The following is a 14944-nucleotide window of genomic DNA, read 5'->3' on the forward strand; positions in this document are numbered from 1 at the left end:
AACCGTAAACCGTAAAACTATTCCGCTTTCTCGCGGTCCGAGGCTTCGGCGCGAACCCGCCAGTTATCCACAAAATCCTTGCCGGGCATGGGCAGATCGATCAGGACTTCCGGCGCTTTCTCGCTAACGGTATATTCCATGACGTAAAAGGCGTTGCCGAAAATCCAGTGGAGTTTGAAATCAACGGCATTGGCCGGAACGTCTTCCAGCGGAACTTCCGCCCGAAACAGCGGATTGGCTTTCAGCAGGGTTGCGTAGGTAGGCGTATTCCGCAGCCAGGGCGCGACGCTTTCATCACCCACCACAACTTTACCACCCGGTTTTACGACGCGGGTGATTTCTTCAAACGCCTGTTTGCGCTCCGAGAAGGTGTTGATACCGCCAAAATGGAACAGCGCGTCAAAGGTGTTGTCCGCAAAGGGCAGATACGAACCGTTGGCCAGCAGAAAGTGAATGTCCACGGTTTCGGATTTCAGCTTTTCGGTGGCCAGCCGCAGCATGTTGGGCGACAGATCCGACAAAACCGCCGTTCCGCCCGGTGCAATCTGCTCGACGATCAGGGCCGAATCTTTACCGGTTCCCGCGCCCACTTCCAGCACCGTCATCCCCGGTTTCAGGCTCATGAGACCAATCATGAACTGGCGCGTGGCCGCTTCGTCCGAGTCGTTGAGGGTTTGAAAGACCCACGAAACCCCCCGGTCGTAGCGCAGATACGCCTGATCGTAGAGGTACTGTTCGCGGGCGTCTTCGGCCAGCAGGTCTTTGGGATACAACCCGTTGATAATACCGCCTTCCAGGACGTCGTAGGTGGTGCCTTGCGGGCTGACCAGGCTTTTCTTATCATCCGAAAGCGTCAGGGGCGTCCGGTCTTTGGGATCGACGAGGGAACGCAGAAAATCTTGATGTGTCATTCGTGTAGTTATGACGCTGAATCAGCTTAAAATCACGCCGGTTGGCTCAACCGTTTCACCATGCTGTCGTGCATCTGCACCAGCGTTTGCCGCAAATCATACTCCCAGTTCCAGTCGGGGTAGTGGCTTTTGAACTTCGACAAATCGGAAACGTACCAGATGTGGTCACCGATGCGGTTGGTTTCGGAATAGCTGAAATTCATCTTGTTGCCCGAAATTTCTTCGCACAGAATGCGGGCTTCCAGCATGGAGCAGTTGGCGTGGCGACCCCCGCCGGCGTTGTAGACTTCGCCCGCGCGCGGGTTCTGGTAAAAATGCCAGAACATATTCACCAGGTCGTGGCTGTGGATGTTGTCGCGAACCTGCTTGCCTTTGTAGCCAAAGATGGTGTAGTGGTTACCGGTAATGGCGCATTTCATCAGGTACGACAGAAAACCGTGGAGCTGCGCGCCGGAGTGGTTCGGGCCGGTCAGACAGCCGCCCCGGAAAACGCCGGTTTTCATGCCAAAATACCGGCCATACTCCTGCACCAGAATGTCGGCCGCCACTTTCGAGGCCCCGAACAGGGAGTGTTTCGTGTGGTCAATCGACATATGCTCGTCGATGCCGTTGGCGAAATAAGGGTGATTTTCGTCAATTTCCCAGCGCGTTTCGGTTTCTACCAGCGGCAGGAAGTTCGGATTGTCACCGTATACTTTGTTGGTTGAGGTAAAGATAAAAACCGCATCGGGGCAATGCAGGCGGTTCATTTCCAGCATGTTCAGCGTACCGTTGGCGTTAACGGTAAAATCCGTAAACGGCTCGCGGGCGGCCCAGTCGTGGCTGGGCTGAGCAGCTGCATGAACGATCAGTTTAATATCCGTGCCGTATTCTTTAAAGATCGGTTCCAGCTCCTCTACTTTGCGGATGTCAGCGGTATAGTGGCGGTAATTAGAGTAAGCGTCTTTCAGTCGGTCACGGTTCCAGTCGGTCGAACCATCCGTCCCGAAAAAATACTGCCGCAGGTTGTTGTCAACACCGATCACCAAATCGAACTTTTCTGAGAAAAAGGCAACTGATTCGCTCCCGATCAAACCGGCTGAACCTGTAACTAATGCAATGTTCATATCGCTTCTTGACAAAATGAGGTTGGATATATCGAAAAAATACTATTCTCTGCTAAAAAATCGGTGTAAAGTAAATCAAAAAAAGTCTAATTGCCTAAACCGCAGGATAAATGCAAAAAGCGATGCAATGACTTCAGGAAGCCCTCACATCGCTTTTTGCATTTGCTCTATTTCTTTTAAATTTCCAGCTTCCGTATGGTTACTTGCCGAACAATTTCTGCCGGATTTTATTCGTGCGGTCGGCCAGTTCCGGGCGGGATGCATACTTGTAGTTCGTCTGAACGGCCGGAGAATCCAAACCCGGGCCGTATACATACGTATCGCCTTCGCGAAAATCCTTCTGGCGGATCGTATTATATTTCTGATAGTCGCAGGAGATCAGCGAACCAATAGCCAGCAAACACACTCCTTTAATCAAAAGCCCTTTCATACAAACGGTTTCAAAAAATCCAGTACAAAACTATAGACTACCGGCCAATTCGCCAACTCTCCCTTGAATTTTTATCGGAACGCTACCCCTCAGCTTTTCAGCCGGTCAATCTCGTCCCAGACAAAACGAATCAGTTGGCCAATGTGTTCCTCCGAGAAATCAAACGGCACGTTGGCCGCCCGGTAGATTTCGCTGATGGGCGCCGTATAGCCCAGCTTCAAGGCGTCCAGATACCCCTGAAGGCCGGCTTGCGGGTTTTGCCGGAAGTTCATCCAGACACCGATGGCGCCCAGCTGCGCAATCCCGTATTCGATGTAATAAAACGGCACCTCGTATAAGTGCAATTGCTTTTGCCAGTAGGCAGCTTTGAATTTTTCCAACCCCTGCCAGTTCGTAACGCGATCCGAGAACTCCTCAAAAATCCGGGTCCAGGCCCGCTCACGCGCTTCGGTGGTGGTCGTGGACGTCGGGGCGTTCTCGTACACCCAGTGCTGGAACTTATCAATGGTGGCGACCCACGGCAAGGTTTCAACGATCGACTCCAGGTGCTGAATTTTGGCGCGTTTCAAGTCCCCGGGATTTTCAAAAAAGACATCCCAGTGATCCATCGTCAGCAATTCCATCGCCATCGACGCCAGTTCGGCTACTTCCATCGGCGGATTCCGGAACGGTTTCAGGGGCAGGTCGCGGGTCAGAAACGAGTGCAGGGCGTGGCCGCCTTCGTGCACCATCGTCACCAGATCGCGCAGGCTCGAGGTGGCATTCATGAAAATGAACGGAACACCGATTTCTTCCAGCGGGTAGTTATACCCGCCCGGTGCCTTGCCCTTCCGCGACTCCAGATCCAGGTGGCCCATCGCTTTCATAATGCGCAGGCAATCGCTCAGATACGTCCCACCAACGGACGCATCGAGTCGGCTGAAACAGGTAATGGTTTTGTTGAGCAGCTCCTCACCGGTTTGAAACGGAATCAAAGCGGGCAACCCGGCGGGATCCACTTTCGAGTCCCAGGGACGCAGGCTGTCAACGGAAGGATCGACCTGGCTCAGCTGGTGCTGACGCTCCCGGGCCAGTTGATCCAGCAGCGGCACCACGGCTTTGGCAACCGACGCGTGAAACGCAAAGCAGTCCTGCGGGGTGTAATCGAACCGGCCCATCGCGGCAAAGATGTAATCGCGGAAATTGGCAAAACCGGCATTGACGGCCATCCGATGGCGCAAATCGACCAGTCGGTCGTAAAGCTCGTCGAGCGAGTCTTTGTCTTCATACCGGCGTCGCTGAACTTTCAGCCAGACTTCTTCGCGCACGGCCCGGTCGGGCGACTGCAACAAGGTGCTGGCCTGCGGCAGCGTGATTTCTTCCAGCACACCGTCGGCGTTGTTGACTTCGATAGTCATGGCCCCCACCAGCGCCCCGTACTTCCGCTGTTCGCTCTGGATGTCGGTTTGCAGCGGAATGTTTTCGTCCCGGAAAATTTCAATCGCCTTTTTCATTCCGCGAACCGTAATGTCGAAGCCTTTATCGGGCAAGTCGGCCAGGTAGGGGCTTTCCACGGCCAGCTGGTCCAGCCGGTTTTCGTAGGCGGATAACTGCGGCTGAATTTCGGTAATAAAAAAGTTAAACTGGTTGATCAGTTCGGCATCGGACGTATCGCAGGTCATCCGGATGTAACGCCAGGCAAAGTTTTCGGACAGGTACGATTCCAGCTCGCTGCGGTCGGCAAACCACCGGCGCAGTTCGTCGGCGTTCTGAATCGGGCGGTTAACGAGGTTTTCGTACAGCGGTTTTACTTCGTCCCAGGTTTTGAGAATAAATTCTTCGCCAATAAACGGGCGGGCCGGACGGGCCGGAATTACTAAGGTCGGTTCCATTATTCAATTTCGATGACAACATCGGGGGTTAAAGGGTGCGCTACGCAGGTCAGGATGTAACCGGCCTGCAATTCGGATTCGGCCAGACCGTCTTCTTCGTCCAGGTGTACTTTGCCCGACACGCAGCGGCCCATGCAGGCCGTGCACATCCCGGCCTGGCACGAATACGGCAGATCAATGTCCAGTTCGAGGGCGGCTTCCAGAATGGTCTGGTGCGGCTCGACCACCACTTTGTATTCGCTGCCTTCGTATAAAATAGTTACTTCCGGATGCAAGGCGGACGGTGTTGTTTCCTCTTCAACGACCGTACCGTGGGTTTCGTGCGGGCTGGTAGCAAAGCTTTCTTTGTGCACCTGATCGGCGGGCACGTCGACAAGGCGGAGCGCTCCGCGGGCTTCGTCCATCAGCCCGTCCGGGCCACAAATGTAGTAATCGGCCTGCCGCAGCGCGTCGGCCGGGAGGTCTTCCAGCAGTTTCAGAATGGCCGACTGGTTCAGACGGCCCTCCAGACCGCTCCAGTCGGCTTCGGGCTGGCTCAGCAGGTGCGTCACCCGAAACCGCCCGCCCGATTGCTGTTCTATTTCGCGGAGTTCTTTTTCAAAAATGATCGACGACCGGGTCCGGTTGCCGTACAGGAGCCAGACGCGGGTTTGCGGCTCGACGTGGAGAATCGATTTCGCCATCGAAATCAGGGGTGTGATGCCGCTTCCGGCCCCGATCAGCACCACCTGCCGCCGGTTTTTGGCATCCAGTTTGGGCACAAAAGTGCCCAGCGGTTCGAGCGTTTCAAAAACATCACCCGGTTTGGTGTTGTCGCAAAGGTAGCTGGAGACCACGCCCCCCGGCAGGCGCTTGATCGTGACGGCCAGCGATACGTCGGTATGCGGAGAACTGGACATCGAATACGACCGGCGGATTTTCTGTCCTTCAAACGATAAAAGAAAAGTCAGGTATTGGCCGGGCTGATACCGGATAACTTCATTGAGGGGATGCCAGAAATGAATGGTAACGGCGTCCGGCGTTTGCCGAACCACTTCTTTTACTTTCAGGAAATAACGATTTGCCATAATTCCAACGATCGCCAAAGCGATTCTTCTACTTGATCAATTGGCGTGAGTGCAGAGCTAAAGACGGTTTTTCTGAACCATTGAGCCAACGAAGCCGCAATATACTATTGAATTATTAATCGTTCGGGTAACAAATTGTTGACGATTCCGGTTTGCCGGTCGTTGCGTCAAATTTCTGATTTCGTGGCCCTTTTGTGGTTTTTTCGGCGGATATTAGCGGCCGAAGCGCACGCATTACATGAAAAAGATCCTTTTCTTTACGCCCTACGGTTCGTTTACCGGTTCCGAAGTGGTGTTGTGGACGTACCTGCAAAACTTTGACCGGCAACAGATTCAGGCCGCTTTGTACAGCGAACAGCGGGGGCCGCTGATGGCCCAGCTACCCGCCGATATTCCCTCGTTTACCTCGCCCTTCAACCGCGGGCTGGCCCGAAAAATCGTTTCCAAAGTGACGCACGCGATGGGCGTGAAGGTCTACGAAAAGTACATCCGAAACCTTCAGGAACAGGTCAGGGCGGATTACTGGTATCTGAATACCGTGCTGATGTTTCCGCTCTCGAAGCTGGCCGAGCCGTTGGGCGTCAAGGTTATTTCGCAGATTCACGAACTGCACTCCTCCTTCGAGTCGATTTCGTACGACGAGATGGCCCATGCCATGACCTATTCGGAGCTGGTTATCGGCGTGACGCAGCAAATCTGCGATCTGGCCACGGTGATGGGCGCCCAAAAAACCGCCTTGCTGTATCCGGTGGTCGATCTGAGTCGAAAAACCGTATCCGAAGCCCGCGTGGCGGAGCTGCGCAAAAAATTGAACATCAAACCGGGCGCTTTCGTCTGGACGATGGTCGGCACGCGGATTTACCGGAAAGGCGTCGATCTGTTTCCGTTCATTGCGCAGGCGATGGCCGATCAGGCGTGTCATTTTATCTGGATGGGCAACTCCAAACCGACCGGTCTGAATTACCTGGTCGATAGCCAGGTCAGGGCCCTGAAACTGCCGAATGTGAGTTTTGTCGATGTGCAGACCGACGATTATTACAATTACCTGCAACTCTCCGACGGCCTGGTGATGACCTCGCGGGAAGAGCCGTTTGGTAAAATCATGACCGAAGCCGCTTCGCTCGGAAAACCGCTGGTGGCCCCCAACGCGGGCGGGGCCCGGGAGTTCATTGTGCCGGGTATGGGCGAGCTGATCGACTACCCGACGCCCGAAGAATTTCGGAAGGCAATGCTGCGGGTGATGCATTCGCCAGCTTCGTACGATGCCGGTTTGCTGATCGAAAAAAGCGGGCAATTCGACGCGGCCATTCAGGTAAAAAGGTGGGAGCAGACCATTTTGAGCTTGTAACAGGTTGCCATTTACGACCATTAAGTCTGCTTATTTCGACGTTCTTGCTACCGGAAACTAAATAAAGCAGCCCCTCATACAATTTTTACGGGCATTCTTCGCTTCCCATTTGATTCGCGTTTGCCAGGATTTGGCAAGCTTCCTACCGGTATACCCATATGAATTGGTTAATCAATTCTCATTTGTTCATTTTTAAGCGATTTCCGTTAGCCCCGGTTTGGGTATTCAGCCTTTCATTCCGTGCATCCTGATACATTGGAATGATTTTTGTCCTTCACAGTATTCGAAATCGAATTACAGCAGATTTTTTAACGTCTGACTGCTAATCCAATCGTGTCGTCCGGTTCTTTCGTGCAGAGATTTTCTCGATCGAAATCACGAAACCGGAAATAGCCAGAGATGAGCATTACAAACGGGTACGAGGAAAATGCCGCCCATTTTTCCCGTAGTTAAGAAGTTTTGTGACTTCTCCAGGCCTGGTAACATGTACTATACGCACTTGCACTGATGATCAGGAAATTATCCGTAACATTACTTTGTCTCCTCGTATTCTTTGGATTGGGTTACGCACACTTACCGGCCTATAGCGGCTCGAAACCGTCGGTAAAACCGGCTGCGGCTCCCAAAATTCCGGAACGCCAGCGTTACCTGGCCATTGTAGTCTTTAATTACGAAACCGACCCGCGCGTCGACGACGAACGGATTGAAAATGCGGGCCGCCAGGGGTGTAATGCCGCCGAAATCTCGGTCCACTGGGATCAGGTTTACACCACCCGCAACAGCGCCCCCAACTGGCGGGTTGTCGATTCGCACGTCAATACGGCCCTGCGGATGGGCATGAAAGTGGCGCTCCGGATTCAGGTCGCCCGCGAACCCAAATACATCGACGGTTTCTGGACCAACAACGAATCCATGCAGGGCGGGGATGGCTCCCGGATGAACTTCGGCGGGGCCGTTCAGTTTAGCTTTGCCCACCAGCCCACGCTCGAACTCGCCAAAGACTTTGTTCGTCAGGTTACGCAGCATTACCAATACCTGCAACAGCAGGATCAGCTTTTGTTTATGTCGGTGACGGCGTCGCCGATTCAGGAAGCGGAGTATTCGCCCCGGAACGGGCGGGGTGACACCTCGTACCCGATTCCCTTCGATTACAGCGACCCGATGCGGCAGGGCTTCCGGCAGTGGTTGCAGGGGCGGTTTTCGCTGGATGCCCTCAACCGGCGCTGGGGCAGCGATTTTAGCAGCTGGGAATCCGTTTCTCCCCCGCCATACAACCAGTCGGACCCGTATGTTTCGTTTAGCCGCGGGCGTTGGGGGGAAGACTGGTACGTTTTCCGGCACCTGATGCTGAAGCGGTTTCTGGACGAAAACAACCGGATTATCAAAGAAGTAAACGGCTCGATTCAGGTGGTCAACCAGCACGGTTGCGTCTGGGATCGCCAGAGCGGTTTGCGCGGCACGTTCGGCTTTCGGAATCTGGCCCAAAACGCGGACGGGGTTAAGATCAACGACGGCCCGGATTACAACCACCGGTTTTCGATGGACGTGGTCCGGAGCAACGTCCGGCCGGGGGCCTGGATCTGTAACGAGGTGGACGGTCTGTTCTGGAGTAACGTATCGGTTGGCCGGTTTTACGAACAGGTCGAGGAAAGCTTTGAACACGGCGCCCGCATGGTGACGCTCGCCAATTTTGGGTTTACGCAGGCCCGCGGCATGTTGAATGAAGTAATTCAGCGGGTGGTTGCCCGGGGATTGCTCAACCAGCCGGTGACGCAGGTACAAACCGGAAGCAGCACCAGTTATAAATTATCGTCGATGGTGCGGGACGATGTGGCGGATTCGGAAGGCCGCGCCAGCGATCAGTGGTCGAGGGCCTATAACCAGAATGGCCGCCGACCCGTTCATATCCCCATCAACGAAGACTGGCTGGAAGACAATGCCAACCAGGACCCGCGCGTTCGGCAATCCATTCCGGGCCAGACGGCTTACGTCGAAAAATCGTTTGAATTCAGCATTCCGCCCGCTACGTTTGAAGACCCCGACGGTTCGATCACCCGCGTGGAAATCAGCTCAGGCTTACCGGCTCTGGGACTTTCGGCTGATGGCGTGCGCATTTCCGGAACCCCCAACGCGACCGGAACGATCAACGTCACGGTTCGGGCCTATGACAACAAAAACTCGCAGGTAACGACGCAGTTTCAGATTACGGTGCTGGGCCAGAACGCCAATCAGGCCCCCGTCGTTGCCAAACCGGTGGACGACCGTTCCACCGTTGTCGGTCAGGAGTATGCCTTCCGGATACCGGAAGAGACCTTCAAAGATTCGGATGGTCGCGTTGAGAAAGTCGATGTATCCGATCTGCCGGGCGGCCTGGCCTACAATTCCGACACCCGCACGATCAGCGGAAAGCCCACCCGGGAAGGGGTTTCGACCATTACACTGACGGCCATCGACAACAGCGGGCTCCGGGTCACCACCAGTTTCAAGCTAACGGTTTCCCGCCAGGAAGAGGTGAACAAACCGCCGGTGGTGAGCAAAGCCATTCCGGCCCAAACCGCCACGGTTGGCCAGAACTTCAGTTACACCCTTCCGAACGAAACCTTTTCCGATCCGGACGGCCAGATTACGGGCCTGGAAGTATCGGGCCTGACGAACGGCCTGACTTATGAAAGCGACAGCCGGACCATCAAAGGAACCCCCTCAACCCCCGGAACGATCACGGTTAAGGTAAAAGCCAGCGATAACAAAGGCGCCAGTGTCACCACTGAATTCCGGCTGACGATCAATAGCGGTTCTTCGGCGGAACAGCTGGCGGTTCTGGAGCCAACGGTCGATTGCGGTACGGGTGAAATTAAATTCCGGACCAGTGGGGGAGACGGGACTAAAATTGAATTCCGGGCCGTCGGTATTGTCGAAGACTGGACGACCAATTCGACGTTTACCATCCCGGCCTGGCTGCGGAACGGCACGACCTTCGATGTGCAGGCCCGGCAGAGCGGCAAAGAAGTTAAATTTACGTATACCACGCCCTGCAAAGGCTACGAGCCGCCCAGGCTGGCCCAGCCGATGAACGACTACACCTATCCGATGGGTCAGTTTTTTATCCTGAGAATTCCGCCCGAAACGTTCCAGGCATCCACGCCGATCGAGGTAGCGGTGAGCGCCTTGCCGGACGGACTGGCCTTTGATAAAGTAACCCGGGCCATATCGGGCTCGCCGACCAAAGCCGGCTCGACAGAAATCGTCGTGACGGCGACCGATGAGCGGGGTGCGAAGGTGGAAGACCGGTTTGTGATGACGATTCAGTCCACCGCGACGGCCCTGACGATGTTGGCGCCCACCATCAATTGCCAGACGGGACGGATTACGCTCCGGACCGAAGGCGGAAACGGCAGCGAAATCAGGTATTCCATCGCGGGCATTGCCGAGTGGAGCAGCAGTCCTACGTTTACGCTCGGTCCGGACAAACTGAACGGCGCCGAATTGAAGGTCCTGGCTCGTCAGGGCGACCGGGAAGTCAGCTACGTTTACAAAACGAATTGTACCGCGCCGGGTTCGTCGACCTTAGCGGATCAGACCATTATCGTTGGACAGTTTTACACCTTTGGGTTTCCGGAGCTCGGAGCCGGTGGCACCTACACCGTCGCCGGTTTACCGGATGGCTTATCGTATAATTCCGGAAACCGCACGATTTCCGGTACGCCGACCCAGATTGGTGCGACCACGCTGATAATCAAAGCCCTTGATGAGAGTGGAGCTCAACGGGGAGAGTTAAGCTTTAAACTCATTGTCATTGCCCGGCCGACCAATCCGGTAAACGGGAATTACGACGGTTACCTGGATCTGGTGAGTTGCCTGAACGTTGCGGGCTGGGTGTGGGATCGCGACCGTCCTGGCGTACCCTTGACGGTGGAATTTCTGGTGGGCAGCACGCTGGAAACCGCCCGACTGGTGGGCAGCAGTGAGGCCAGTATCTTCCGCCAGGACCTGAAAGACAACGGCAAAGGCAACGGCAGCCACGGCTACCGCTGGGAGACGGCCGAGGAATTGAAGAACAACCAGACGTACTCGATCTGGGGCCGGGTGCAGGGCACCACTTACCTGCTGAAAGGTTCACCCAAGACACTGACCTGCAACGGCAATGCACCGACGACACCGACCAACCCCACCACGCCAACGACGCCCACCAATCCGACAAATCCGAGCGGCAATCAAGCGCCGGTAGCTCCAACAGTGACGGTTTTATCGGCGACTATAAATGTAGCTTATTTGACGATTTTGCCCGCGTTCACTGATCCGGAAGGCGGTTTATTGACCTACACCCTGGAAGGAAAACCGGCAGGTCTGGCCTTCGATGCGGTAAGCCGGGGCTTCAGCGGAACGGTGACCACAGCGGGCAGTTACAAGATGACCTACACGGCCACCGACAATCAGGGCGCCAAAACCAGTGTGGAGATTACCTTGAATGTCGCTACGCAGGGTGGTGTGATCCCCACCAACCCCACGACCCCGACCAATCCGGTGAGCGGTGCTTATGACGGTTACCTGGATCTGGTGAGTTGCTCTAATGTGGCGGGTTGGGTATGGGACCGCAATCAACCCAACACGCCGGTAACGGTGGAATTTCTGGTGGGCAGCACGCTGGAAACCGCCCGGCTGGTGGGCAGCAGTGAGGCCAGTATCTTCCGCCAGGACCTGAAAGACAACGGCAAAGGCAACGGCAGCCACGGCTACCGCTGGGAGACGGCCGAGGAGTTGAAGAACAACCAGACGTACTCGATCTGGGGCCGGGTGCAGGGCACTACCTACCTGCTGAAAGGCTCACCCAAGACACTGACTTGCAACGGCAATGCGCCAACAACGCCAACCAACCCCACCACGCCAACGACGCCCACTAATCCAACAACCCCAACAACGCCGGCTGGCAATCAAGTACCGGTGGCCCCGGTGGTAACGGTTTTATCAGCGACGGTAAATGAGGCTTATCTGACGATTCTGCCCGCGTTCACTGATCCGGAAGGCGGTTTATTGACCTACTCCCTGGAGGGAAAACCGGCAGGCCTGGCCTTCGATGCAGTGAGCCGGGGCTTCAGCGGGACGGTGACCACGGCGGGCAGCTACAAGCTCACCTACACGGCCACCGACAATCAGGGCGCCAAAACCAGTGTGGAAATCACCTTAAACGTGAGCGGAGGATCAACACCGACCACCCCGACGACGCCAACGACGCCGACTACACCCACCACGCCGGCGGGTTCGGCACTAGTGTTGCTGGCACCGGAATATGACTGCCAGACCGGCCGGATCACCTTCCGGGTAAGCGGAGGAGACAATTCGCAAATCGAATACCGGGCGGATGGCGTAACCGATTGGACCACCACGTCGACTCATTACTTATACCTCAGCATGCGGCAGGGAAGTACGTTCGATATTGAAGCGCGGCAAAGCCAGAAGGTGGTAAAATATACGTACACAACGGCCTGCGAAACGGGTAAAACCGCCCTCAATGACCAGATCATTATCAAAGGTCTGTACCACACGTTTACGTTGCCGGAGGTAAAAGCGGGTGTTCAACTGGAAGTGACCGGGCTGCCGGACGGCATCACGTACAATTCGGCCAACCGGACCTCGAGTGGCAAACCGCAAAACGCGGGCGAGTATACGGTGGTCGTCAAGAGCACGACACCGGATCAGAAAAGCTTCAGCATCAGTTTCAAGCTGACGGTGCGGGAGCCTCAGCTAACCGTTCAGTTGATGAAAGCCGGTAATGCCGCAGCTCGTCAGGTTATTCAGGAACTGACCAGTGGCAGCGCCATCGGCATCAACAACCTGCCGGATCGGATTAATTTCTTCTGCACGTCGAATGTGCCGGTAGGAAGTATTGCGTTTGAACTGACCGGCGCTTCGTCGAATAACTACGTCGATAGCCAGACGCCGTTTGGCCTCTTCGGCGACGACGACGGCTTTAAGCCCCAGACCGGAACGTATGTCCTGCGGCTGGCGGCTTTCACCGGGGCCAACGGAAGCGGAGAAACGATCATCACCAAAAACATTGCTTTCTCGTTTGTACCGGGTGGAGGCCGCATCGGTGTCACGGCCGAAGCCGCCCCGGGCGAATGGCTGGTGTATCCGAACCCGGTTCGGGAAGTGATCAACCTGACCCTACCGGGCGGTTTGTCAGTCCAGCCGGAAAAACCGTACCGGTTTTCGTTGTCATCGACCAGCGGCAGCCAGTGGGAGTTACAGGGCAATACTGCCGAGGCCGCACCGCGCAGCATCACGCTCGACGTCAAAAACCTGCAACTGCCGACCGGTTTGTACTTCCTCCAGATTCAGAATGGAGACGGTGTTCAGAAAGTAATCAAAGTCCTGAAACAGTAAAGTCGAGTAGCCATAACGTTGTTTGAAAAACCGCCGATCATCGGCGGTTTTTTTGTTGATACCGGATCCGTCCTGAAAACACTCATTCACCCGCCGATAAGAGTTCGGTATCCTGATGATAGAGCGTTAAACCGGCAATGGGGTTTTCCAGAATCCGCCGGACGGTGAAGCCTTTGTCGTTGGCGACCTGGCGCAGAATGTCGCTGTAATAAAAAGCCACCGATCCGACGAAATGAATCGGCAGGTGCGCCGAATCCGAAAACTTGCGGATATACGTATCGAAAAACAGGCTGAAAGCGTCGTAAACAAGCTGATACGCGACCGGGTGGCTGCGGTTATCAAACAGGAATTTGGAAAACGAAGCGAAATACCGGTTCGGAAACGGCTGCTTGTAAGCCTGTTCCATCACCGTCAGCCGGTCTATTTTCGGGTAGCGCTTCCGGAATTTTTCGGCTAGTTCGGCGGGCAGCTGATTGTGCAAAAACCGCACGACCAGCGTTTTGCCCAAATAACCGCCACTGCCTTCATCGCCGAGCCAGAAGCCCAGCGAACCGCTCAATTGGGCAATGTCGCGTCCGTCGTAGAGACAGGCATTCGAGCCGGTTCCTAAAATACAGGCAATGCCCACATCGTGATGACACAGCGCCCGGGCCGCCCCCAGCAGATCGCTGTTGACCTCCACGGTCTGCACGTCGGGAAAAACCGTGCGGATGGCCCGCTCCACAATCCCGCACGATTCGGCGCTGTTGCAGCCGGTTCCGTAATAAAATACGTTTGTTACCGTTTCTTTAACGGACGGCAAAAGGCCTGTTTGCAGTTCGGCGGCAATGGCGGCACTGTCCTGGTAATACGGGTTGAAGCCGATGGTGCGGGCCTGTTCGACCTGCCCCTTTGCATCGATGGTCCGCCAATCGGTTTTGGTGGAGCCGCTGTCTGCGATAAGAATCATTGCTGAACGGTAAGTTGCTGATTAACTGATTAATTTGCCGACCGGCTTAAAGCGTCCGAATACCCATTCGCCGTGGGGGGCGTCGGGCAGCTCATCGGTCAGGTCCTGGCCGGCCCAGTGTTCGTAATGTTTGCCGTTGCGCCACAGCCGGCTGGCCGAAACATCGTAGATAATGCCCCGGTAGGCACACCAGATTTCGTCGCGGTCGGAGCCGTTGCGAAGCGCCAGTTGCGAACGGGTGTATTCTTTCAGGGCATCATTTTGGCCGATGTTCATGGCGTAACGGGATTGGGCAGCAAAAATGCAACGTTTACCACTAAGTTTGGGTATGGATTTCGTAAAAACCTGTAACTTTAACCGTTACTAATGAACATACTTAGAAGATTTAGCTTTTTAATTCGTATGAAGAAAACTACGCTTATCGCCTTCTTGACCCTTGGCAGCTTCCTCGCCATTTTGACCGGCTGCGGAAAAGACAAAGTGAAGCCCATGTCGGAGCGGATTGCCAAAAACTGGTCGGCGCAAAAAGTCGACGAAAACAACGTTACGGTTTATACCAAAGGCGGTACGAACAATGTCAAACCGCTTTATTCGCAATTTTCGCTGGATCTGAGCAACCCCCCAACCGTGGTCTTTAAGCAGGTAGACGGTTTTACGTCGACGGGCCAGTACGAAGTGCAGGGCGAAACGAAACTCATCCTGAAAAACCTGAGTCCGGCGCCTACCGACGGCCCGACCATCGAATACACCATTGGCTCGGCCACGGACAACTCGCTGGAAATTACCCGCAGCACGACGGACCGGAAAACCGGCGGAACCACTAACAAGTATACCCTGTCGAACCCGTAAACCGACGGTGGTTTCGGGGCTGGTTCCGGAAA

General features: G+C 55.1%; 10 protein-coding genes. 3 read left to right on the forward strand and 7 right to left on the reverse strand.

From position 1 onward, the window contains the following. Positions 1 to 17 precede the first annotated feature (17 nt). The 5 genes from ACYVHX_RS10055 to ACYVHX_RS10075 form a co-directional block, all read right to left on the reverse strand. Positions 18 to 911 (reverse strand): class I SAM-dependent methyltransferase, encoded by an 894-nt coding sequence (locus ACYVHX_RS10055; protein WP_460671492.1) that lies wholly within the window; start codon positions 909 to 911, stop codon positions 18 to 20. Between the two features lie 32 nt (positions 912 to 943). Beyond that, entirely contained in the window at positions 944 to 2017 is a 1074-nt protein-coding gene (locus ACYVHX_RS10060; RefSeq protein ID WP_460671493.1) for an NAD-dependent epimerase/dehydratase family protein, read from the reverse strand. A gap of 199 nt (positions 2018 to 2216) precedes the next feature. After that, complete coding sequence (locus tag ACYVHX_RS10065; RefSeq protein ID WP_460671494.1) at positions 2217 to 2447, reverse strand: hypothetical protein; 231 nt, start codon at positions 2445 to 2447, stop codon at positions 2217 to 2219. Between the two features lie 89 nt (positions 2448 to 2536). Further along, positions 2537 to 4318 carry a M3 family oligoendopeptidase gene (locus ACYVHX_RS10070; RefSeq protein ID WP_460671495.1) on the reverse strand — a complete coding sequence of 594 codons (1782 nt, stop codon included), beginning with the start codon at positions 4316 to 4318 and terminating at the stop codon, positions 2537 to 2539. After that, positions 4318 to 5385: a 2Fe-2S iron-sulfur cluster-binding protein gene (locus ACYVHX_RS10075; RefSeq protein WP_460671496.1), complete on the reverse strand. Its 1068-nt coding sequence runs from the start codon at positions 5383 to 5385 to the stop codon at positions 4318 to 4320. The genes ACYVHX_RS10070 and ACYVHX_RS10075 overlap by 1 nt, the downstream gene beginning before the upstream one ends. A gap of 238 nt (positions 5386 to 5623) precedes the next feature. On the opposite strand from ACYVHX_RS10075, the gene ACYVHX_RS10080 reads away from it, so the two are divergent. Both ACYVHX_RS10080 and ACYVHX_RS10085 read left to right on the forward strand, forming a co-directional pair. After that, positions 5624 to 6733: a glycosyltransferase family 4 protein gene (locus ACYVHX_RS10080; RefSeq protein WP_460671497.1), complete on the forward strand. Its 1110-nt coding sequence runs from the start codon at positions 5624 to 5626 to the stop codon at positions 6731 to 6733. A gap of 558 nt (positions 6734 to 7291) precedes the next feature. Beyond that, positions 7292 to 13114, forward strand: coding sequence for a putative Ig domain-containing protein (locus tag ACYVHX_RS10085; RefSeq protein WP_460671498.1), 5823 nt, complete (start codon positions 7292 to 7294; stop codon positions 13112 to 13114). An 82-nt stretch (positions 13115 to 13196) separates the two neighbouring features. Here ACYVHX_RS10085 and ACYVHX_RS10090 read toward each other — a convergent pair whose 3' ends face one another. After that, positions 13197 to 14063 carry an N-acetylglucosamine kinase gene (locus ACYVHX_RS10090; protein ID WP_460671499.1) on the reverse strand — a complete coding sequence of 289 codons (867 nt, stop codon included), beginning with the start codon at positions 14061 to 14063 and terminating at the stop codon, positions 13197 to 13199. A 21-nt stretch (positions 14064 to 14084) separates the two neighbouring features. Further along, a complete protein-coding gene (locus tag ACYVHX_RS10095) occupies positions 14085 to 14339 on the reverse strand; it encodes a cytochrome b5 domain-containing protein (protein WP_460671500.1) in 255 nt (84 codons plus the stop codon). A gap of 126 nt (positions 14340 to 14465) precedes the next feature. On the opposite strand from ACYVHX_RS10095, the gene ACYVHX_RS10100 reads away from it, so the two are divergent. Further along, the gene (locus ACYVHX_RS10100; RefSeq protein ID WP_460671501.1) at positions 14466 to 14912 is read left to right on the forward strand and encodes a hypothetical protein; all 447 of its coding nucleotides are present in this window, start codon (positions 14466 to 14468) and stop codon (positions 14910 to 14912) included. The last annotated feature ends 32 nt before the right edge of the window (positions 14913 to 14944 follow it).

This window comes from Larkinella ripae (genome assembly GCF_054780775.1).